The 23,591-nt window shown below is 77.6% G+C and carries 6 protein-coding genes; 5 read left to right on the forward strand and 1 reads right to left on the reverse strand.

Translation table 11 applies throughout. The features are described from left to right. Positions 1 to 5 precede the first annotated feature (5 nt). The 5 genes from AB0P03_RS22510 to ddaH all read left to right on the forward strand — a co-directional run bounded on the left by AB0P03_RS22510 (position 6) and on the right by ddaH (position 22,329). Positions 6 to 4,607, forward strand: a complete 4,602-nt coding sequence (locus tag AB0P03_RS22510; protein WP_363630437.1) for a condensation domain-containing protein — start codon at positions 6 to 8, stop codon at positions 4,605 to 4,607. Beyond that, complete coding sequence (locus tag AB0P03_RS22515) at positions 4,604 to 9,973, forward strand: amino acid adenylation domain-containing protein (protein WP_363630439.1); 5,370 nt, start codon at positions 4,604 to 4,606, stop codon at positions 9,971 to 9,973. The genes AB0P03_RS22510 and AB0P03_RS22515 overlap by 4 nt, the downstream gene beginning before the upstream one ends. Positions 9,974 to 9,978: 5 nt before the next feature. Continuing rightward, a complete protein-coding gene (locus tag AB0P03_RS22520; protein WP_363630441.1) occupies positions 9,979 to 21,015 on the forward strand; it encodes an amino acid adenylation domain-containing protein in 11,037 nt (3,678 codons plus the stop codon). Next, positions 21,012 to 21,236: an MbtH family protein gene (locus tag AB0P03_RS22525; RefSeq protein ID WP_063349723.1), complete on the forward strand. Its 225-nt coding sequence runs from the start codon at positions 21,012 to 21,014 to the stop codon at positions 21,234 to 21,236. The genes AB0P03_RS22520 and AB0P03_RS22525 overlap by 4 nt, the downstream gene beginning before the upstream one ends. 253 nt (positions 21,237 to 21,489) lie before the next feature. Then, positions 21,490 to 22,329, forward strand: coding sequence for a dimethylargininase (gene ddaH / locus AB0P03_RS22530; protein WP_363585092.1), 840 nt, complete (start codon positions 21,490 to 21,492; stop codon positions 22,327 to 22,329). A 195-nt stretch (positions 22,330 to 22,524) separates the two neighbouring features. Here ddaH and trpD read toward each other — a convergent pair whose 3' ends face one another. Further along, positions 22,525 to 23,586, reverse strand: a complete 1,062-nt coding sequence (gene trpD, locus AB0P03_RS22535; protein ID WP_363585090.1) for an anthranilate phosphoribosyltransferase — start codon at positions 23,584 to 23,586, stop codon at positions 22,525 to 22,527. Between the last annotated feature and the right edge of the window lie 5 nt (positions 23,587 to 23,591).

Raw genomic sequence — 23,591 nt, forward strand, 5'->3', positions numbered from 1 at the left:
CAGCAGTGACCAGGACCTCAGCGACGGCCCCCGCCGACACCGACATCGCCGTCGTCGGCATCGGCGCCCGCTTCCCCGACGCCGACGACCTGGCGGCCTTCCGGGCCAACCTCGCCGCCGGCCGGGACTCCGTCGGGGACATGCCCGCCGCCCGGGCCGCTGCCACCGGACTCGACCCGGACGCGGGCTACCTGCCGATGGGCCACCTCGCCGACGTCCACACCTTCGACCACGCCTTCTTCGGCCTCTCCCGGCGCGAGGCCGCCCTGATGGACCCCCAGCAGCGGATCGCGCTGGTCCTCGCCCACCAGGCCGTCGAGGACGCCGGCTACGCCGCGAGCGCCCTGCGCGGACGCCAGGTCGCCGTGGTGCTCAGCGCCGCCGCCTCCGGCTACCTCGGCGCCGCCACCGAGCCCGGCCCGCTCAGCGCCCTCGGCAACGTGCCCTTCGCGCTGCCCGCCCGGATCGCCCACGTGCTCGGCTTCGAAGGCCCCTGCTACGCCGTCGACACCGGCTGCAACGGCTCGCTCGTCGCCGTCCACCAGGCCTGCCGCGAACTGCGCGACGGCGAGGCCGAGTACGCGCTCGCCGGCGGCTTCAGCCTGCGCCCCGGCGGCCTGCCCGCCCGGCAGACCGAAGGCATGACCGAACTCGTCTCCCCGAGCGGCCGCTGCCGGGCCTTCGACGCCGACGCCGACGGCACCGCCAGCGGCGAGGGCGGCGCCGTCCTGCTGCTCACCACCCTCGGCCGGGCCCGCGCCGACGGCACGCCCGTCCACGCCGTGATCCGCGGCAGCGCCGTCCGGCACAACGGCCGCGCGGCCGCCACCATCAGCACCCCGAGCGCACCCGCGCACGCGGCGGTGATCGGCGCGGCCTGGCGCGCCGCCGGGCTCGACCCCGCCCTGGCCGGCTACCTGGAGGCGCACGGCTCCGGCACCCGGCTCGGCGACGCCGTCGAACTGGAGGGCCTGGCCCAGGTGTTCGGGCCGCGCGGGTTCGGGGCGCGGGGCCGGCGGCTGCCGATCGGCTCGGTGAAGACCAACGTCGGCCACCTCGACCACGCGGCTGGGATCGCCGGCCTGGTCAAGGCCGTCCTCGCGGTCGGCCACGGCGAGCTGTACCCGTCCCTGCACTTCCGCCGGCCCGTCGACGAGGCCGCCCTCGAACCCGTCGAGGTGGTCACCGCGCTGCGCCCCTGGGAGGGCGAGGAGCGGATCGCCGGCGTCAGCTCGTACAGCCTCGGCGGCATCAACGCCCACTGCGTGGTCCAGCGGCCGCCCGTGCCCCCGCGCGCCGACCGGCCGGGCACCCCCCGGCTCGTCGGCGTCTCCGCGCGCAGCCGCACCGCGCTCGCCCGGCTCTGCGCCGACCTCGGCGCCGCGCTGACCGGCCCGGCCGCCCGCGACACCGACCTCGACGACGTCGCCCTCACCCTCAACTCCGGGCGCACCCACTACGGACACCGGGTGGCGGTGCGGGCCCGCGACACCGCCGAGCTCGGCCGGGCCCTGCTCGAACGGGCGGCCCGGCTCGACGCCTCGGCACCGGCCGGCGGCGCCCCGCGCGGCGGCCGGACCAGGCCGCCCGCCGTCTGCCTGCTGCTCTCCCCGGACGCCGCGCCCGACGCCCCCGGCCCGGCGGAGCTGCCCGACACGCTGCCCGCCACCGGCCCGGCGGCCCGGCTGCTCGCCGGCCAACTCGCCCTCCACCGCGAGCTGTCGCGCTGCGGCGTGCCCGTGGAGACCGTGCTGAGCAGCGGCGTCTCCCGGTACGCCGCCCGGTACCTGCTCGGCACCCTCACCGCCGAGGACACCCGCGAACTCGCCACCGCCACCGGCACCGGTGCCGAGGCCGCGCCGCCCGACCGGGACCGGCTCGTCGCGGCGGCCGAACGGCTCGCCGCCGCCGGACCGGTGGTGTTCCTCGACCCCGGCCCCGGCGGGGTCCTCGGCCGGCTGCTCGCCGAGCGGTTCGGCCCGGAGGGGCAGGACGGCGCCCGGCTGGTCACGGCCGCCGACGACGGGTTCGCCGCGCTGCTCGGCCGGCTGTACGAATGCGGCCTGGACCTGGACTGGACGGCGCTCGGCCCCGAGCCCGGCACCGCCCGCCGGCTGCGCCTGCCCGGACACCCGCTGGCCGCCACCCCCTGCTGGATCCGGCCCGCACCGGCGGCCCCCGCGCTGCCCGCCGTGCCCACCGCGCCCGTCGCGTCCGCGGCACCCGCCGTCGAGCGCACCGGGACCGGCCCCGCCGAGGACCCCGAACGCTGGCTCGCCGAAGTCCTGGGAGAACTCCTGCACAGCGAGCAGCCGCCCGGCCCGGAGGCCGACTACTTCGAACTCGGCGGCAACTCGATCATCGCCCTCCAGCTCGCCGACCGGATCCAGACCCGCTTCGGCTTCCGCCCCCGGCTGCTCGACGTCTACGAACACCCCGCCGTCGGCGCGTTCGCCGACCTCATCCGCCGCCGGGCCGGCGCCCCCGCGGCCCCCGCCCTGCCGCCGATCACCCCGCGCGACACGCCCCCGGTCACCTCCTTCGGCCAGGACCGGATCTGGTTCCACCACCAGCTCGACCCCGGCACCACGCTCTACAACCTCCCGATGGTCAGCCTGATCAGCGGCCCGCTCGACGTCGACGCCGTCCGCGGCATGTGGCACGACCTGATGCTGCGCCACGAGGTGCTGCGCTCCAACTTCGCCGAGGAGGACGACGAGCCGGTGCTGCGCATCCGCCCGGAGCCCGGCGACTTCTTCACCTTCCATGACGTCTCCGCGGATCCGGACCCGCTCGCCGCCGCCCGCGAACTCGTCCGGCAGGCCGCCGAGCACCGCTTCGACCTCGCCCACGACCCCCTGGTGCGGGTGCTCGTGGTCCGGACGGCCCCCGAGCAGCACGTGCTCCAGGTGACCATGCACCACGCCGTCAACGACGGCGCCTCACCGCGGATCTTCGAACGCGAGCTGCCCGAGCTGTACGCCGCCCGCCGCGAGGGCCGCCCGCACCGGCTCGCACCGCTGCCGGTCCAGTTCGCCGACTACGCGGCCTGGCAGCGCGAACTGGTGGCCGGCCCGGCCCTGGACCGCGAACTCGCCTACTGGTGCGAGACCCTGCGGGACGCGCCGGTGCTGCGGCTGCCCACCGACCACCCGCGCCCGGCCCGCAAGGACCACGTCGGCGACCTCGCGGTGTTCACCGTGGACGCCGCCCTGATGCGGGAGCTGCGGCGGCTCGCGGCCGACCGCTCCGTCACCCTCTTCGTGGTCCTGCTCGCCGGTCTCTACCTGCTGCTGGCCCGCCGCAGCGAGCAGGACGACCTGGTCGTCGGCATCCCGACCACCGGGCGCAACCGGCCCGAACTCGAAGGCCTGATCGGCTTCTTCAACAGCACCGTGGCGCTGCGCGCCGACCTGTCCGGCGCCCCGTCGGTGACCGCCTTCCTGCACCGGGTGCGCGCCGTGGTGCTGGAGGCCCTGGAGCACCAGGAGATCCCCTTCGACCGGGTCGTCCAGGCGCTGACGGACGAGCGCGATCCGGGCCGGAGCCCGCTGTTCGACGTGTTCTACGTGCACCAGGAGCTGCCGCCGATCCAGCAGATCGAGGGCACCTCGACCGGGTACTTCGACATCGGCCACAGCGCCGGCAACCTGTTCGGCGGCCTGCCAGCGGGCACCGCCAAGTTCGACCTCACCCTGATCACCTCCGACCGGGTCGGCGACGACGCCATGACCGCCTGCCTGGAGTTCAGCACCCAGTTGTTCACGAGCGAGACGGCGGCCGCGTTCGTCGAGGAGTACACCGAGCTGCTCCGTGAACTCGCCGCCGCCGATGGCGAGTTGCCGATCTCCCGGCTGTGGGCCGGGGCGCCGGCGGCCGTCTCCGCCGCCGCGGTCCCGACCGCCCCCGCCGAGGTGCCGGCGGCCGGCCCGCCCGGGCCCGTCCGGCTCGACGTCCCCACCGACCGCCCCCGCCCGGGCCGCCCCGACTACACCGAGCGCAGCGTCACCGTCCCGGTCGACGAGTCGCTGCGCGGCGCGATCGCCAGGTCCGGCCCGCACCCCGACCGGGTGCTGCGGGCCGGCTGGCTGGTGCTGCTCTCGTGGATCTCCGGCCAGGACGAGGTGGCGGTCGGCCTGCCCGGCGGCGCCCTGCTGCGGGCCGACCTCGCCGACGAACCCGCCTTCACCGACCTGCTCGGACGGACCACCCCCGACGGGACGGCCGGCCCCGGAGTCGAGCCCCCGGTCCGCTCCCGGGGCGACAGCGACGGCGGTGGCGGTGGCGGTGGCGGTGGCCACGGCGTCGGCCCGCGCGGGGCCGAACTCGACCTGGGGTGGCGGGCGGAGAACGGCGCCGCCCCCACGGCGCTGACCGTGCACTACGCCCCCGAACTCTTCGATCCGCCGACCGCGACCGGCTTCGCCACCGGCCTGCGCGAGCTGCTGCGCGGCCTGCTCGCCGAGCCCGACCGCCCGGTCCACGACGTGGCGGCCGACTACGCCGACTACGCGGGCCAGGCCGACTGCGCGGACCACGCCGACCACGGCGACGCGCCCGAGACCGTGACCCCGCACTCCGACGACGACACCGTGAGGGCCCTGTGAGCAGCTTCACCGCCACCCCGCTCGACGCCGCCCGGCGTGCCGTCCTGCGGGACACCCCGTCCCTGCCCGCCGACTGCGTGGCGCGCCTGGTCCGCTTCGAGGGCCCGGTCGGGTCGGACCGGCTGCGCCGCGCCGTGGCCCGGGCCCTGGCCGAGCGCCCGGACCTGCACACCGGCTACCGCGCCGCCGCCGGGGGCGGCCCCGGCTTGCTCCGCCCGGCCGACCCGGCCCAGCCGCCCGCCGTCGCGGTGATCGACCTCGACCCGGAGGAACTGGACGGCTGGCTCGCCGCCGAGCTCGTCCGCCCGCTCGACCTGCTCGGCGGGCCGCTGCTGCGCCACGTGCTGATCCGCCGCTCCGACGGCGGGCTCAGCTGGTTCCTGCGCCACCACCGGCTGGTCGACGACGACGCCGGGCTGGCCGCGCTCGTCCGCCGGGCCGGCGCGCTGTACGCCGAGGACGGCGGGACGGCCCCCGCCTCCCTCGGCACCCCGGCCCCCGCCCCGGACCCGGACGCCGACCGGCCCGCCGACCGGGCGTACTGGCGGGAGGTCCTGGGGGCCGCCGGCCCCGAGCCCGCCGCCGCCCGCCCGGCCGGTGCCGTCGCGCCGCCGGCCGAACTGCCCTGGTTGCCGGTGGCCGACCCGGCCGCACTGGCCCGGGTCGCCCGGGCCGGCGGCGCGGGCCCCGCCGCGGTGCTGCTCGCCGCCGCCGCCGTCCACGCGCACCGGCTGACCGGCACCCGGGAGCTGCTGCTCGGACATTGGAGCCCGGCGCCCGGCCCGGGCGGCCGCGGCCTGGTCGTCCCGGTGCGCCTCGCCCCGGCCCCCGGGCTCAGCTTCACCGCCGTCCTCCGGCAGGCGGGCCGCGCCCTGCGCGCGGCCCGCCGCCACGGCCACCGGCCGGACCTCGACCTGCCCTGGGGCCCGTCCTCCGGGTACGGCCTGGTCACCGGGATCGCCGACAGCGCCGAGCGGGTGGCGTACGGCCCCGGTACGGTCGCCGTCCTGGCCCGCGCCTGGGGCGAGCCGCTGCCCGGCCTGTTCCTGCGCGCCGACCCCACCCCCGGCCCGGCGGACCCGGACGGGGCGTGGCGGGTCGCCGCCGGCGGCCACGGCGCCGACCCGGCGGCCCACCGCCGACTGGTCCGGCTGCTGGCGCGGCTGGCGGCCCGGCCCGACGAGCCGATCCACTCCTTCGACCTCGCCGGCGAGGACGAGCTCGCCCTGCTGCGGAAGGCCAACGCCACCGGACACGCGGTGCCCGAGACCACCGTGCCCGCGGCGTTCGCCGCCCAGCTGGCGCGGACCCCGTCCGCCGTCGCGGTGCGCGGCGGGGGCGAGGTGCTGGACTACGCCGAACTGGACGGGCGCTCCGAGCGGATCGCCCGGTTGCTCGCCGGCCTCGGCGTCGGCCGCGAGGACGTCGTCGCGGTGCTGCTGCCCCGCACGCCCGCCCTGGTCGCGGCCGTGCTGGGCGTGCTGAAGGCCGGCGCCGCCTACCTCCCGGTCGACCCGGGCCACCCGCGCGGCCGGGTGGAGTTCGTGCTGGCGGACGCCCGTCCCCGGGTGGTCCTGACCACGGCGCAGCTGGCCGCCGCCGTGCTTCCGGAGCCGGCCGCCGACGGCCCGTCCGTCGTCCTGCTGGACGAGCCCGCCGCCGTCGAGCCCGCTCCCGTCGAGCCCGCCGGCACCGCTCCCGCCGAGGCGAAGCCCACCGGCCCGCTGCCCGGCAACGCGGCGTACGTCATCCACACCTCCGGCTCCACCGGGACGCCGAAGGGCGTGGTGGTCACCCACCGGGCCGTGGCCAACCTCGCCGCCTGGGCGGCGGCCGAGCTCGGCCCCCAGGCCCTCTCCCGGGTGCTCGGCTCCACCTCGCTCTCCTTCGACCTGTCGGTCTTCGAGCTCCTGGTGCCGCTGTTCGTCGGCGGCAGCGTCGACCTGGTGGACAACCTGCTCACGCTGCTGGAACGCCCGGACTGGTCCGGCAGCCTGGTCAACACCGTCCCGTCGGTGTACCAGCAGGTCGCCCGGGCCGAGTGGGTGCGCGAGCGGGCGACGACCTACGTGTTCTGCGGCGAGCCGCTGCCCGCCGCGCTGGTCCGCCAGGTGCACGCCCGCAACCCGGACGCCCGGGTGCTCAACCTCTACGGCCCCACCGAGGCCATCGTGTACGCCACGGCCGGGGCGTGCCCGCCCGGCGCGGACGGGGAACCGTCGATCGGCGTGCCGATCGGCAACGTGCGCGCCCACGTCCTCGACCCGGCCCTGCGGCCCGCGCCGGTCGGCGTCACCGGCGAGCTCTACCTGGCCGGCGACTACCTGGCCCGGGGCTACGCCCACCGGCCGGGGGCCACCGCCGAGCGCTTCCTGCCCGACCCGTTCGGCCCGCCCGGCGCCCGGATGTACCGCACCGGGGACCTCGCCCGCTGGACCGCCGCCGGGGAGCTGGAGTACGCCGGCCGCACCGACCACCAGGTGAAGATCCGCGGCCACCGGATCGAACTCGGCGAGATCGAGGCCCGGTTGACGGAGCTGGACGGCGTCCGGCGGGCCGTGGTGGTCGCCACCGACGACGGCGAGGGCGACCGCCGCACGACGGCCTTCCTGGTCGCCGCCGAGGGTCGCCCGGCCGATCCGGAGGCCGTCCGGGCGGCGCTGCGCGAGGTGCTGCCCGCACCGGTCGTCCCGGCCGCCCTGATCTTCCTCGACGACCTCCCGACCAACGCCAACGGCAAGACCGACCGCGGCGCGCTCGCCGCCCTGGCCGCCGGAGCCGCGCCGGGGACCACGCCCGAGCCCCCCGCCGTCCCGGCCGCCGGCCCCGTCGAGGTGCTGCGCGAGCTCTTCGCCGGCGTTCTCGGCCTGCCCGAAGTCGGCCCGGACGACAGCTTCTTCGCCCTCGGCGGCGACAGCATCCGCTCCATCAAGCTGCTCCGCCGGGCCCGGCGGGCCGGGCTGGCGCTCGCCCCGGAGGACGTGTTCGCGCACCCGACCCCGGCCGGACTCGCGGCCGTCGCCACCGTGCTCGACCCCGCCGACCAAGGCGCCGGCCGGCCCGCCGACGGCGAACTGCTCCCGCTGGACGCCGCCGAACGCGCCTGGTTGCGGGCCCGGTTCCCGGGCCACCGGGACGTGCTGCCGCTGACACCGCTCCAGGAGCGGCTGCTCTTCCCCACCCAGCACAGCCAGGGCGGCGGCGGGGCCTACGTGATGCGGCTGTGGATGCTCTTCGACGGGCGGCTCGACCCGGTGGCGCTGCGCCGCGCCGTCGAGGCGCTCTGCCGCCGCCACCCGAACCTGGCGGCCGGGTTCGTCCGCCTCCCCGACGGCCGACCCGTCCAGGTCGTCCCGGACCGCCTGCCGCCGTTCACGGAGCTGGACCTCAGCGGCCTCACGGCGGCCGAACAGGAGGCGGAGACCGAGCGGTTGGCCGCCGAGGCCAGGACCACCCGGTTCGACCCGGCCGACCCGCCGCTGATCCGCTTCACCCTGCTGCGGCTGGGCCCCGGAGAGGGCGTGGGAGCGCAGCGGTACCGGCTGGAGGTGGTCGCCCACCACACCCTGATCGACGGCTGGTCCAACCAGCTCCTCCTGCCGGAGCTGTTCGCCCTGTACCGCGACCCGGCCGGACTGCCCGAGCCGGTGCCGCTGCGCTCCCACCTGGCCTGGCTGGCCGGCCGGGACCACGAGGCCGCCCGCCGGGCGTGGCGCGAGGCCCTGGCCGCGCCGATCGAACCCACCCTGGTGACGCCGCCCGGGCTGCCGCCCGCCGACGGGTGGCCGGGCCGCCGCTACCGGCCCCTGGGCGAGGAGCGCACCGAACGGCTCGGCGCCCTCGCCGCCGGGCTGGGCATCACGCTCAACACCGTGCTCCAGGCCACCTGGGCGCTGCTGCTGGCCGAGCGGACCGGCCGCCCCGACACCGTGTTCGGGATCATCGTCAACGGCCGCTCGCCGGAGCTGCCGGGCTCCGAGTCCGTCATGGGCTTCCTGATCAACACCCTGCCGCTGCGGATCACCCTGCGGCCGGAGGAGCCGCTGGCCGGGCTGCTGACCCGGGTCCAGCGCGAGCAGGTCCGGATGATCGCCCACCAGCACCTGGGAATCCCCGCGATCCAGCGGGCGACCGGCCTCGGCGAACTCTTCGACACCGTCATGGTGTACGAGAACTTCCCGCAGTCCGGCGACCAGGGCGACGCGCTCCCGGGGGTGCGGATCACCGGCTCGGGCAGCGAGACGGCCGCGCACTACCCGCTGTCGCTGATGGCCATCCCGAGGGACGGCGGACTGGAACTCGACATCCTGCACCGGGAGGACGCCGTCGACGCCGAGGCCGCCGACGCCCTGCTCGCCCGGCTGCTGGGGCTGCTCGACACCCTCGTCGCCGAGCCGGACACCACCGTCGGCGCCCTCGGCCTGCTCGACTCCTGGCCCGCGACCGCCGGGCCCGCCCGCACCCCGCTCCCCGCCGACGCCGCCGAGCCCGCCCCGCCCGCGGACGGCCTGGAGCCCATGCTGGCCACCCTGCTGCCGCTGCGCTCGACCGGCACCGGCGCGCCGCTGTTCTGCGTGCACCCGGCCGCCGGGATCGGCTGGACGTACGCGGCGCTGCTGGGGCCGCTCGGCGACCGGCCGCTCTACGTCCTGCAGTCCCGCGGCCTCGACGGCCGGGGGCCGCTGCCGGCCAGCCTGGAGGAGGTGGCCGAGGACTGCGTGCGGGAGATCCGCGCCGTCCAGCCCGACGGGCCCTACCACCTGCTCGGCTGGTCGTTCGGCGGCCTGGTCGCCTACGCCGTGGCCGCCCGGTTGCAGGAGCAGGGCGCGGAGGTGGGCCTGCTCGCGATGCTCGACAGCTACGTGCTCGCCGACCTGCCCGCCCGCTCGGAGGCCGAGGTGCTCGCCGAGCAGGGCCACGTCCGCAACGCCCTGCTGCGGCTGACCGGCGTCGACCGCCCCGCCGACGCGCCCGCGCCGACCGCCGAGGAGTTCCTCGCCCTCGCCAAGGACTCCGACTCGCCGCTCTCCGTCTTCTCCGAACACCACCTGACCGCGCTCGCCGAGGTCTACGACAACAACGTCCGGCTCGGCCGGGCCTTCCGCCCCGGCGGGTACCGCGGCGACCTGCTCCTCATCGAGGCCGTCCCCGAGACCAGCGGGCCCGTCCAGGACCCGGAGAGCTGGCTGCCCCACCTCGACGGCGGCCGGCTGCTGCGGCACCGGACCGACCACGGCCACCAGGAACTCGGCGGCCCGGCCGCCCTCGTCGACCTCGCCCCGGCGCTGCTCGACCGGCTCGGCGACCCGGCCGGGCCACAGGGTCCGCAGGGGCCGCACCAGCCGCACGAGCCGGAGAGGAGCTGAACCGGATGTCCGCCATGCCCGCCACGCCCGCCACGCCCGCCCGACGACGGCCGCTCACGGCCCCGCAGTCGGGAATCTGGTTCGGCCACGAGGCCGACCCCACCCGGCGGCGGTTCACCGCCGGCCAGTACGTCCAGTTCCACGGCGCGATCGACGAGGAGCTGTTCGAACGCGCGCTGCGGGGCGTGGTGGCCGGCAGCGAGAGCCTGCGGGCGCGCTTCGAGCCGACCGCCGACGGCGCCGTCCAGATCATCGAGGACGCCGCCGACTGGCCGCTGCACCGGCAGGACCTGCGCCACCACGAGGACCCGGCCGCCGCCGCCCGCGCCTTCCTCGCCGCCGAACTCGCCCACCCCTACGACCTGACCGCCCGCCCGCCCTTCGACCACTTCCTGCTGCGGACCGGCGAGGCGGAGTACCTCTGGTACCTCCGGATCCACCACATCCTGTGCGACGGCGTGGGCGGGGCCGGGCTGATGCGCCGGGTGGCGGCCGAGTACACGGCGCTGCACGCGGGCGAGCCGCCCTCCACCGGCGTGCACGACCCGCTCCAGGCCCTGCTGGACGACGACGCCGCCTACCGCTCCTCCGCCCGGTTCCGCACCGACGCCGCGTTCTGGGCCGAGGAGTCGGCCGGCCTCGGCGACCCGCCCCGCCTCGCGGGCGGACGCAGCGCCCCGACCGGCTCGGGCCCGCGCCCGCCGGTCGCCGTCCGGACGGAGCTGTCCGCCGAACGCTGGGCCGCTGTCCGCGAGCGCGTCGGCGCGGGCTGGACGGCGCTGTTCCCGGCGGCGCTCGCCGTCGCGCTGCACGCCGACACCGGCGAGGGCACGGCGGTGATCGGCCTCGGCGTCCGTGGCCGGGACGCCGCGCTGGCCCGGCGGGCCCTCGGCATGACGGCGAACGTCGTCCCGCTGCGGCTCGCCGTCGACCCGGCCGCCACCGTCGGCGGCCTGGTGGCGGCCACGGCGGACCGGGTCCGGGCCGCGCTGCGCCGCCAGCGGTACCGCTTCGAGGACCTGCTCCGCGACACCGCCGCCGCCCGGGGCGACCGGCCGCTGATCGGCCCCACCCTGAACCTGCTGCCGCTCGACCTGGGCCTGCGGTTCGGCGGGATCCCGGCCACCGTGCACGAGGTCTCGCCGGGCCTGCCCGAGGACTTCGCGCTCGGCGTCTACGACAACGGCCGCGCCACCCTGCCGGTGTTCGCCGACGCGGTCGGCGACTACCCCGAGGACACCGTCCGGGCCCACCTGGACCGGGTGCTCGACCTCGTGACGGCGCTGGCCGAAGCCCCCGAGGGGCTCCCGGTCGGCCGGCTGCGCACCGGCAGCGCCGTCGCCCTGCCAGCGCCGCGGCCTGCCCCCGCGCCGGCGCCGGACCGGACCGGCCAGGACGGCGACACCCTGGTCTCGCTGTTCGAGCAGCAGGCCGCCACCCGCCCGCGGGCACCGGCCGTGGTGCTGGGGGAAACCGTCCTCACCTACCGCGAACTCGACCTGCGCGCCGACCGGTTGGCCCGCCGGCTCGCCGCCCGGGGCGTGCGCCGCGGCGACCTGGTGGGCGTCGCCCTGCCTCGCTCGCCGGACCTGGTGGTCGCGCTGCTCGGAGTCCAGAAGGCCGGCGCCGGCTACCTGCCGCTGGATCCGGACTACCCGGTCGAGCGGCTGCGCGCGACCATCGAGGACGCCGCGCCCCGGCTCGTGGTGACGGACGACTCCGCCCGGGCGGCGCTGCCCGACGGCGTCGAGACCCTGCCCGTCGACGGCGCGGACGAGCCCGCCGACCGGACGCGGCCGCAGCGCTCCGGCCCGGACGGTGTCGCCTACGTCATCCACACCTCCGGTTCCACCGGCCGCCCCAAGGGCGTCCTGGTCACCCACCGCAACGTCACCCGGCTGCTCGCCACCACCGCCGACCGGTTCGGCTTCGGACCGGACGACACCTGGACCCTGTTCCACTCCTACGCCTTCGACTTCTCGGTCTGGGAGCTGTGGGGAGCCCTGCTGCACGGCGGCCGCCTGGTCGTCGTCCCCCGGGACACCGCCCGCTCGCCCGAGGAGTTCCTGCGCCTGCTCGCCGACGAGCGCGTCACGGTGCTCAACCAGACCCCCTCGGCGTTCACCCAGCTGGCCGCCGCCGACGCCGCCCACCCCGGCCCGAGCGCCCGGCTCGCCCTGCGGTACGTCATCTTCGGCGGTGAGCAGCTCGAACCCTGGCGGCTCGCGGACTGGTACCTGCGGCACCCGCAGGACGCGCCCCGGCTCGTCAACATGTACGGCATCACCGAGACCACCGTGCACGTCACGGCCGGCGACCTCGACGCCGCCGCCGTGGCCTCGGGCGCCGCCACCATCGGCCGCCCGCTGCCCGACCTGCGGGCGTACCTGCTGGACGCCGCCCTGCGGCCGGTGCCCGACGGCCTGCCCGGCGAGCTGTACGTGGCCGGCCCCGGCCTGGCCCGCGGCTACCTCGGCCGCCCCGCGCTGACCGCCGCCCGCTTCACCGCCGACCCGTACGGCCCGCCCGGCAGCCGGATGTACCGCAGCGGGGACCGCGCCCGCCGCCGCCCCGACGGCGAACTCGAACACCTCGGCCGCACCGACCGGCAGGTGAAGATCCGCGGCTACCGCATCGAGCCGGGGGAGATCGAGGCCGTGCTCGCCGCGCTGCCCGGCATCTCCGGCGCCGCCGTCCTCGCCACCGAACGGGAGCCCGGGCACAAGGCGCTGACCGCCTACCTGCTCGGCACCGAGGAGGCCGTCCGCGCGGCCGCCGACCACGCCCGCGCGTCGCTCCCGGACCACCTGGTGCCCGCGGCCTTCGTCGCCGTCGAGGCCTTCCCGCTGACCGCCAACGGCAAGCTCGACGAGCACCGGCTGCGGGCCCTGGAGGCCAGGGCGGCGGACGGCCGGGGCCGGGCGCCCAGCGGCGAGCACGAGACCCGGCTGCACCGGCTGTTCGGCGAACTCCTCGGGGCCGAGGGCTTCGGCGCGGACGAGAGCTTCTTCGCCCTCGGCGGCGACTCCCTCTCGGCGAACCGGCTGGTGGTCCGTGCCCGGGCCGAGCTGCCCGCCGAGCTGTCCGCCGGACTGACCATCCGGGACGTCTTCGCGGCCCCCACCGTGGCCGGCCTGGCCGCCCGGATCGGCGCCCGTGGCGCCGCCCGCAGGGGTGAGGCGGCGGCCGGCCGGGAACTCCCGCAGCGCCCGCAGGCCGGCCCCCGGCCGGAGCGCATCCCGCTCTCCCACGCCCAGCGCGGCCTGTGGTTCCTGCACCGGCTCGGCGAGCAGGCGTCGACCTACCACATCCCGCTCGCCGCCCGGCTGACCGGGCCGCTCGACCTGGCCGCGCTACGGGCCGCCGCCGGCGACGTCCAGCAGCGGCACGAGAGCCTGCGCACCGTGTTCCCGGCCACCGACGGGCAGCCGTACCAGCGGATCCTCGACGACCCGCCCCTCCCGCTGACCGTCCGGCAGCTGGACCCCGCCGGCCTGGACGCGGCGGTGCACGAGGAGGTCCACCGGCCCTTCGACCTCGAACAGGGCCTGCCCTGGCGGCTGGTGGTGTTCACCGCCGGGCCCGGCACCCACCTGCTGCTGATCGTCCTGCACCACATCACCGCCGACGAGCAGTCGCTGGGCCCGCTGACCCGCGACCTCGCCGTCGGCTACGCCGCCCGGGCCCGCGGCCGGGCCCCCGAGTGGCCCCGACTGCCGCTCCAGTACGCCGACTTCACGCTCTGGCAGGGTCGGGAGCTCGGCCCGGCCGACGAGCCCGACAGCCCGCTGGCCACCGAACTGGCGCACTGGCGCGAGACCTTGCGCGGCGCACCGGAGCGCACCGCGCTGCCGGTGGACCATGAGCCGCCGCCCGGCGCGGCCCTGCGCGGGGCCGCTGCCGAGTTCCAGTGGGACGCCGAACTGGTCGCCGCAGCAGCTGAGTTGGCGGCCGGCCGGGGAGCCACCCTGTTCATGGTGCTGCACGCGGCCGTCGCCTGCCTGCTGGCCCGCTCCGGAGCGGGCACCGACCTCGTCCTCGGCACGGTCACCGCCGGCCGCGCCGACCCGGCCCTGGACGACCTGGTCGGCTACTTCGCCCAGCCGCTCGCCCTGCGCACCGACCTCTCGGGCCGCCCGGGCTTCGCGGAGCTCGTCGACCGCGTCCGGCACGCCGACCTCACCGCCTTCGCCCACGACCAGGCGCCCTTCGACCGGGTGGTGGACGCCCTCGCACCCGACCGGGAACTCGGCCGCCACCCGCTGTTCCAGGTGATGATCACCCTGCACGGCGGACGCCAACCCGCGCTCACCCTGCCCGGACTGTCCGGCGCACCGCACCGATTCGAGCGGGTGATGGCCAAGTTCCCGCTGCTCTTCGAGTTCGCCGAACAGCCGGACGGCACGGTGCGTGGCGTCCTGGAGTACAGCACCGGCCACTTCCGTCCCGAGACCGCCGACCGCCTGGCGCAGGGCCTCGGCCGCCTGCTGGCGGCCGTCCTGGCCGACCCGGCGGCACCCGTCGACGCCCTTGGCAGCCTCGACCTGCCCGGCACCCTCGACCTGTCCGACACCCCGGGCCCGGCCGGCCGCCCGCTCCCGGCGTCCGCCGCCGCCCGCCCGCAGCCTGTCACCCGCCCGGAGGGCGGCTCGCCCGCCGAGGAGCAGCTGCGGACCCTGTTCGGCAGCGTCCTCGGCCGGGCGCGGCCCGGGCCGTCGGAGGGGTTCTTCCGGCTCGGCGGGGACAGCATCCTGGCGATCCAACTGGCCACCCGGGCCCGGTCGGCGGGCGTGCTGATCACGCCGAAGGACGTGTTCACCCACCAGACCCCGCGCGCCCTCGCGGCCGCCGCGGCCGTCGTCCCGGACCGTGTCCGTGCCCCGGCCGCCCGCCCGGCGGTGCCCGCGCCCCCGGGCGGGGTGCTGCCGCCCACCCCGATCGCGGACTGGCTGGCGGCCCGCGGCGGACCGATCCACGGCTACGCTCAGTCCCTGCTGTGCGAGGTGCCGCCCGGCGCCACCGAACACACCCTGAGCGCCGCCCTCCAGCAGCTCGTCGACCACCACGACGCGCTGCGGACCCGCCTGACCGGGGCCCCGGGCGAGCCGCTCGCCTTCGAGATCCGGCCCGCCGGGACCGTCCCGGCGGCCCCGCTGCTGCACCGGATCGACCTCGCCCGCGAGGGCCTCGCCACCGCCCCCGGCCGCGACCCGGCGCCCGCCCTGCTGGAACTCGTCGCGGAACAGCGGCACGACGCCCGCCGCCGCCTCGACCCCTACCGGGGCGAACTGCTGCGGGCGGTCTGGTTCGACGGCGACCAGGGCGGCCTGCTGCTGATGGTGATCCACCACCTCGCCGTCGACGGCGTCTCCTGGCGGATCCTGCTCGACGACCTCGCCCGGGCCCACCGGGCCGCCGCCGACGGCCACCCGGCCGACCTCGCCGCCGTCCCCGTCACGGCCGCCGACTGGGCCCGTGCGCTGCGGGCCGCCGAGGCCGACCCGGCGGTCGCCGCCGACCGCGACCACTGGCACGGCCTGCTGACCGCCGGCACCGGGACCATCGGCACCCGGCCGCTGGACCGCACCCGGGACACCGTGGCCGGGGCCGCGACCCTGCGCACCACCCTGGGCGGCGGCCCGACCGCCGCCCTGCTGACCGACCTGCCCGACCGACTCGGCGCCGCCGTACCGGAGATCCTCCTCGGCGCGCTCGCCGCCGCCCTGCGCGGCTGGCGCGCCCGCGGCGCCGACGGTCCGCTCCTGGTGGACGTCGAGGGCCACGGCCGCGACCCGGAACTCGCGGCCCTCGACGGCCTTGACCTCTCCCGGACGCTGGGCTGGTTCACGGTCATCCACCCCGTCCTGCTGGACACCGGCCCGGCCGGACCCGACACCGGGGGAGCGGCCCGCGCCGACGACCTCGCCCCCGCCGACGACCCGGCCCCCGCCGACGAACTGGCCCGCGCCGTCGCGGCCGCGCGGCGGCGCCTGCGTGCCACCCCCCACCGGGGCCTGACGTACGGGCTGCTCCAGCGGTCCGGCGCGCTGCCCGACCGCCCGGCCCCGATCGCCTTCAACTACCTGGGCCGCTTCGACACCACCCGACGCGGCCCCTGGCAGCCCGTCCCCGGCACCCTGCGGGGCGAGGCCGACCCCACCCTGCCGCTCGCCCACACCCTCTCGGTCGACGCCTTCGTGGAGACCGGCCCGGACGGCCCGCGGCTGCGGGTCGAATGGGCCTGGCCGGCCGGCGTGCTGGCCGCCGACGCGGTGGCCGAACTCGCCGCCCGCTGGGAGCAGGCCCTCACCACCCTGTCGTCCGTCGGCCCGCCCCGGGCCGGGGGGCCCGCAGCCGCCGCCCAGCCCGAGGCGCCCGCCGAGGCGCCCGCCGAGGCCGCCGTCCTGCTGCCCGCCACGCCGCTCCAGGCCGGCCTGCTGTTCCACTCCCGTTACGCCGCCCACGACGGCCGCCGCGACCCGTACCTCGTGCAGCTCGTCCTCGACCTCACCGGCGCGATCGACCCGGAGCGGCTCCAGGACGCCGCCCGGCGGCTGCTCGCGCGCCATCCGCAGCTCGCCGGGGCCTTCACCAGCGGCGAGTCCGGCCCGCCGCGGCAGGTCGTGCCGGTCGAGGTGACGCTGCCCTGGCGCACCGTGGACCTCACCGGACGGGCGGAGGGGGAGCAGTCCGCCGACGCCCGGCGGCTCGTGGCGGAGGACCGCCGGCCGTTCGCGGTCGACACCCCGCCGCTGATCCGGTTCACCCTGCTGCGGCTGGCCGCCGACCGGTGGCGGCTCGTCTTCACCCACCACCACCTGCTGCTGGACGGCTGGTCGGTGCCGATCGTGCTGCGCGAGCTGCTCGCGCTGCACCAGGGCGTCGACCTGCCCCCGGCGCCGTCCTACCGCCGCTACCTCGACTGGCTGGCCGGGCGCGACGACGCGGCCGCGCGCGGCGCCTGGCGCGTCGCCCTCGCCGGGGCCGAGCCCACCCGGGTCGGCCGGCCCGCGCCGGCCGGCGGCGAGGGCGCCGACGACGGCCCGTCGACGAGCGTCTTCACCCTGCCCGCCGGGCTCACCGCCGGGCTGCGGGCGCGCGCCGCGCAGTGGGAGGTGACCCTCGGCTCCCTGGTGACGACGGCGTGGGCGCTGGTGCTCTCCCACCTCACCGGCCGCGACGACGTCCTGTTCGGCACCACCGTCGCCCAGCGCCCGGCCGAACTGCCGGAGGCGGACCGGCTCGTGGGCCTGCTGATCAACACCGTGCCGGTCCGGGCCCGGCTGCACCCGGGCGAGCCGCTGCGCGAGCTCGCCGCCCGGCTCCAGCGGGAGCGCACCGCGTTGCTGGACCACGAGCACCTGGGCCTCACCGAGGTGGAGGAGGCCGCCGGTGCCGGGCGGCTCTTCGACAGCTCACTGGTGTTCGAGAACTACCCGCTGGACGAGGCCGGGTTCGTCGAGCCCGCGCCGGGCCTGCGGATCGGTGCCGTCGAACCGTTCGACGGCACCCACTACCCGCTCTCGCTGGTGGTGCTGCCGCGCCGGGGCGGCCTGGACGTGCGGCTCCAGCTGCGGCCCGCCGAACTGGACCGGTACCTCGACGCGGACCGGCTGCGCACCTTGCTGACGGCCGCCTGCGCCGCCCTGGCTGGCTCTGGCGCGGACGCGCTGACCACCGGCCGGGTCGACCTGCTGCCGCCCGTCCAGCGGGCGGGGCTGCGGGCCTGGGGCACCGGCCCGGCGGCCGACGCCGAACCGGTGTCGGTGGGCGCGCGGTTCGAGCGGCTGGCGGCCGACCACCCGGAGCGGATCGCCCTGCGCCACGTCGACGGCGCCACCGCGAACGCCACGGGTACCGCCACCACCACGTACGGCGCGCTCAACGCCGACGCCAACCGGCTGGCCCACCACCTGGCCGGCCTCGGGGTGCGGCCCGGCACCCGGGTCGCCGTACGGCTGCCGCGCTGCCCGGAGGTGCCGGTGGCGATGCTGGCGCTGGCCAAGCTCGGCGCCGTCTGCGTCCCGCTGCACCCGGGGTTCCCGGCCGAGCGGCTGCGCGCGCTCGCCGCCGAGGCGGGCGCCGAACTGCTGCTGGACGCCCAGGTGTTGGCGGCGGTCCGGCGGGCGGGCGGGAGCGCGGGCAACCCCGGCGTGGAGGTGCCGCCCGGGCAGGTCGCCCAGTTGCTGTACACCTCGGGCTCGACCGGCCGCCCCAAGGGCGTGGCGGTCACCCACCGCAACATCCTCGCCCTGGCCGACGACCCGCTGTGGCACGGCCCCGACCACGACCGGGTGCTGTTCCACTCGCCGCAGGCCTGGGACGCCATGGTGTACGAGCTGCTCATGCCGCTGCTGACCGGCCGTCAGGTGGTGGTGGCCCCGCCGGGAGAGCTGACCCCGGCGGACTACGCCCGGGCCGTCGAGCGCGGCGGTGCCACCGCGGCCTGGCTGACGGCGGGCCTGTTCGACCTGCTGACCGAGCAGATCCCGGCGGCCCTGGCCCGGTTGCGCCTGATCTGCACCGGCGGCGACGTCGTCCCCCCGGCGGCGCTCGCCCGGGCCCGGCGGGCCGCGCCCGGCCAGCGGCTGCTGGACCTGTACGGGCCGGTGGAGAGCACGACCTTCGCCCTGGGCCACGAAGTCCCGGCGGGCCCGGTCCGCGAGGGCGAGGCCGTCCCGATCGGCCGCCCGCTCGCGGGGACGAGGGTGCTGCTGCTGGACGCCGCGCTGCGCCCGGTGCCGCCGGGCGTCCCCGGCGAGATCCACCTGGGCGGCGAGGGCCTGGCCGCGGGCTACCACGGCGCCCCGGCCCGGACGGCCGAGCGCTTCGTCGCCGACCCGTACGGCCCGCCGGGCGGCCGGCTGTACCGCACCGGGGACCTGGGCCGGTGGGACACCGAGGGCCGGCTGCACTTCCTGGGGCGCGTGGACCGGCAGGTGAAGATCAACGGGTTCCGGATCGAGCCGGGAGAGATCGAGGCCGCGCTGTGCGCCGAGCCGGAGGTCACCGCCGCCCGGGTGGTGCCGCACGGGGCGGGCCCGGCGGGCCGCTCGCTGGTCGGGTACGTGGTCGCCGACCGGCCGGTGGCCGCCGGCGAACTGCGCCGCCGGCTCGCCGGGCGGCTGCCGCGCCACCTGGTGCCCGCCGTGCTCGTCCCGGTCGACGCGCTGCCGCTGGACGCCAACGGCAAGGTCGACACGACCGCCCTGGGCCCGCCGCAGCGGTCGGCCCCGGGGCCGACCCGCTCGCCCCGCCGGGAGGTCCTGGCGGCGCTGTTCGCGGAGGTGCTGCGGGTGCCGGCGGTCGCGCCGGAGGACGACTTCTTCGCGCTCGGCGGCAACTCGATCGCCGCGATGCGGCTGGCCGGGCGGATCCGGTCCACCCTGGGGGTCGACGTGCCGCTCGGCGAGCTGTTCGACGCGCCCACGGTAGCCGGGCTGGACCACCGGCTCGACCGCGCCGCCCGTACCGACGGCACCGGCGGCAGCGCCCCGGCGCTCGGCGACCGGACGGCCCGGCCCGACCGGCTGCCGCTCGCCCCCGCCCAACTGCGCCTGTGGACGGCCAACTACCTGGGCGAGCACCGCCCGGACTACCTCACCACCCTGGCCCTCGACCTCACCGGCGGGCTCGACCCCGCCGCGCTGCGGGCCGCCCTCGGCGACCTGGTGGCCCGGCACGAGGCCCTGCGGACCGTCCTGCCGTACGGCCCGGACGGCCCCGAGCAGCGCATCCTCGCGCCCGCCGATGCCCCGCCCGCCGACGCCGACCTCGCCGAGGCCTTCCTCGCCGCCGTCCCGTCCGCCGCGCCCCGCTTCCTCGACGTCCCGCCGGAGCGGCTGGACGCCTGGATCGCCGCCGAACTCGACCTCGGCTTCGACCTGTTGACCGAACCGCCGCTGCGCACCGCCCTGCTGCGCAGCGGCCCCGACCGGCACACCCTGCTGCTGGTGCTGCACCACGCGACGGTGGACGGGCACGCGCTCGAACCGCTGCTGGCCGACCTGCGGTCCGCCTACCGGGCCCGGGCGGCCGGCGGGGCGCCGCGCTGGCCGTCGCCCGCCGTCCAGTACGCCGACCACGCCCTGTGGCTGCGGCGGCGGCTCGGCGACGAGGACCGCCCGGAGAGCCCGGCCGCCCGGCAGGCCGCCTACTGGAAGGGCGCGTTGGCCGCCCTGCCGCCGTGGCGGGGCCTGCCGGACGCCACCGGCGCCCCGGGCGCCGGGCCGGGCGCGGCCGGCACCGTCCGCTTCGCCCTGGACCTGCGGGAGCACCGCCGGCTGGCCGCCGCCGCCCGGGCCTGTTCGGCCGGCACCGGGATGGTGGTGCAGGCGGCGTTCGCCGCCGCGCTGGGCGACCTCGGCGCGGGGCACGACCTCCCGATCGGGGTGCCGCTGGCCGGCCGGGACGACGAGGTGCTGGACGGCGTGGTCGGCTGCCTGGTCAACACCGTGGTGCTGCGGGTCGACACCTCCGGCGGCCCGACGGCCCGCACCCTGGTCGGGCGGGTCCGGGAGCGGCTGCTGGCCGCCCACACCCATCAGGACCTGCCGTTCGACCGGGTGGTGGAACTGGTCAACCCGGCCCGGCAGGCGGGCCGCCAGCCGCTGTTCGGGGTGGCGCTCTCCCATCTGGTGCGGGCCGAACCGGCCGACGGCGGGCGGTGGGCCGACGCCGTGACGGTCGCCGAGCGGCCCGTCCCGGTGGCCCGCACCGCCGTCGACCTGCTGCTCCAACTGGTGGAGCGGCGGACCGCGGACGGCGCACCCGGCGGGCTGGAGTGCGCCCTGGTACACGCGCTGGACGGCTGCGACGAGCCGACCGCCCGGCGGGTGGTGGCCGCCTTCCGACGGCGGGTCACCGAGTTCTGTGACGAGTTGAACAACGAGTCGAACGACGAGGTCAACGTCGAGCTCAACGTCGAGCTCAACGTCGAGCTCAACGTCGAGCTCAACGGCGAGCTCGACGACGAGTCGGCCGACGAGTTGAACGACCTTGCCCACGTGCACGACCACAACCATGAAGTGAGGGCCCGATGAGCAGCACCAACCCCTTCGACGACGAGCAGGGCGCGTTCCTGGTCCTGGCGAACGAGGAGAACCAGCACGCGCTCTGGCCCGCCTTCGTCGACGTGCCCGCCGGTTGGCGCAGCGTGTTCGGCGAGGAATCCCGGCAGGCCTGCCTGGATTACGTCGAGAAGAACTGGACCGACCTGCGTCCGCGCAGTCTGGCCGAGGCGATGGACGCCCGCGTCGACTGAGCGCGATCGGCCGGTCCATCAGGGCTGTTCCGCCCTGGCTTAAGGATCTTCCGTCCCCCGCAAGCGAGCTGACAGCATGTCATGGACGGGCGCGGGGCCGGCCCGCAGGAACGAGTGCGGCGCGCCTGGGTTTCCCCCACGCCCGGCCGCGCCGCCGGCGAGCCGGCCCCGGAGCCCCGCAGGCACCCGATTGCCGCCCGTCCGGACCGCAGCGGCACCGCCCGTTGTCCGAAGCCCTCACGAGGAGTCACCGATGAACGCTGTCACCCCGCGCCCCGCCGAGCGCACGGCCCGGCCCCGGCACTACCTGATGTGCCGCCCCAGCCACTTCGAGGTCACCTACGCGATCAACCCGTGGATGGACCCGGCGAAGCCGGTCGACACCGGGCTCGCCGTGGCGCAGTGGGAGCGGCTGTACGCGCTCTACCAGGAGCTCGGCCACCGGGTCGACCTGATCGACCCGATCCCGGGCCTGCCCGACATGGTCTACGCCGCCAACGGCGCCACCGTGGTGGACGGCAAGGTGCTCGGCGCCCGCTTCCGCAACGCCGAACGCGCCGCCGAGGGCCCCGCCTACCTGGAGTGGTTCCGCGCCAACGGCTACCCCGAGCTGCACGACCCGGAGCACGTCAACGAGGGCGAGGGCGACTTCCTGGTCACCGCCGAGTACGTGCTCGCCGGGCGGGGCTTCCGCAGCACGCCGGCCGGCCACGCCGAGGCCCAGGAGTTCTTCGGGCGCCCGGTGATCGGCCTGGAGCTGATCGACCCGCGCTACTACCACCTGGACACCGCGCTGGCCGTCCTGGACGGCGACGAGATCATGTACAACCCGGAGGCCTTCTCCGCGGGCAGCCGCGAGGTGCTGCGCCGGCTGTTCCCGGACGCGGTGCTGGCCGACGCCGGCGACGCCGCCGTGTTCGGCCTCAACGCGGTCAGCGACGGCCTGCACGTGTTCCTGCCGGAGGCGGCCACCGGCCTCGCCGACAAGCTGCGGGAGCGCGGCTTCGAGCCGATCGGCGTCGACCTGTCCGAGCTGCTCAAGGGCGGCGGCAGCGTCAAGTGCTGCACCCTGGAGCTGCGCCACCGCGCCTGACCGCTGCCCGTCCGCCCGTCCGCCCCTTCGCCCGCCTCCGTGACGCCGGGGGCGGACGAACGGGGCGGACGCGGGCCGTGCGACCACCCCGTACCAACGCGACGGGCCGCGCGGGCCTCCCCCCGAGGAGGTCCGCGCGGCCCGTCGGCGTCGCGCCCCGGTGCCGCCGCCCGACGACGGCGGCCCGGTGGCGGCTCAGTCCGGCCGCCCCGCGCGCGGCGGCCCGCTCTCGGCCCAGCGCTTCAGCAGGGCGGCCGCCGCGCCCGAGTCGACCGCCTCGGCGGCCCGGGGCAGCACGGCCGCCAGCCGCTCGACGACCGGCCGCTCGGAGGGCGTCAGCGCCGCCAGGCCGGCCGCCGCGGACAGCAGGACGGCGTCACGGACGGGGCCCTGCTCGCCGTCCAGGACGGCGTGGACCACGCCCGCGTTGTGGGCCGCGTCGCCGCCGCGCAGCGCGTCCGGGGCCGCCGTCGCGATCCCGAGCTCGCGCGGGTCGAGCCGCTCCTGCACGAACCGGCCGGTGGTCGCCGTCCAGACCGTCGAGGTGGTGGAGACGGACAGTTCGTCGAGGCCGTCGTCGCCCCGGAAGACCAGCGCGTCCACGCCCTGGCGGGCGAACACGGCGGCGATCAGCGGGCCCAGCCGGGGATCGGCGACGCCGACCGCCATGGCCGTGGGCGAGGCCGGGTTGGTCAGCGGGCCCAGCGCGTTGAACGCCGTCGGCACGCCCAACTCCTTGCGGGCGACGGCCGCGTGGCGGAACGCCGGGTGGAAGGCCGGGGCGAAGCAGAAGCCGATCCCGACCTCGCGCACCGAGCGGGCCACCTCCTCGGCCGAGAGCTCCAGCGCGATGCCGAGCCGCTCCAGCACGTCCGCCGAGCCGGAGGCGGAGGAGGCCGAACGGTTGCCGTGCTTGACCACCCGGGCCCCGGCGGCCGCCGCCACGATCGCGGCCATGGTGGACACATTCACGGTCTTCGCGCCGTCCCCGCCGGTGCCGACGATGTCCAGTGTCGGCCCCGGCACGTCGACCCGCACCGTGTGCTCGCGCGCGGCCCGGACCAGCCCGTCGACCTCCTCGGCGGTCTCGCCCTTGGCCCGCAGCGCCACCAGGAACCCGGCCAGCTGCGCCGGTGCCGCCTCGCCGCGCATCACCCGGTCCATCGCCCAGGCGGTGTCGGCGGTGCTCAGGTCCGTCCCGCCGATCAGCGCCGTGAGCAGCTGCGGCCAGCTGCGCGATTCACCATTCCCTGTCACTGGTC

This window comes from Kitasatospora sp. NPDC088779 (genome assembly GCF_040685395.1).
Lineage (GTDB): Bacteria > Actinomycetota > Actinomycetes > Streptomycetales > Streptomycetaceae > Kitasatospora.

Coding starts and splice junctions, on each gene's coding strand:
- AB0P03_RS22520 (WP_363630441.1), top strand. CDS start 9,979: ATGTCCGCCATGCCCGCCACGCCCGCCACGCCCGCCCGACGACGGCCG.
- AB0P03_RS22525 (WP_063349723.1), top strand. CDS start 21,012: ATGAGCAGCACCAACCCCTTCGACGACGAGCAGGGCGCGTTCCTGGTC.
- ddaH (WP_363585092.1), top strand. CDS start 21,490: ATGAACGCTGTCACCCCGCGCCCCGCCGAGCGCACGGCCCGGCCCCGG.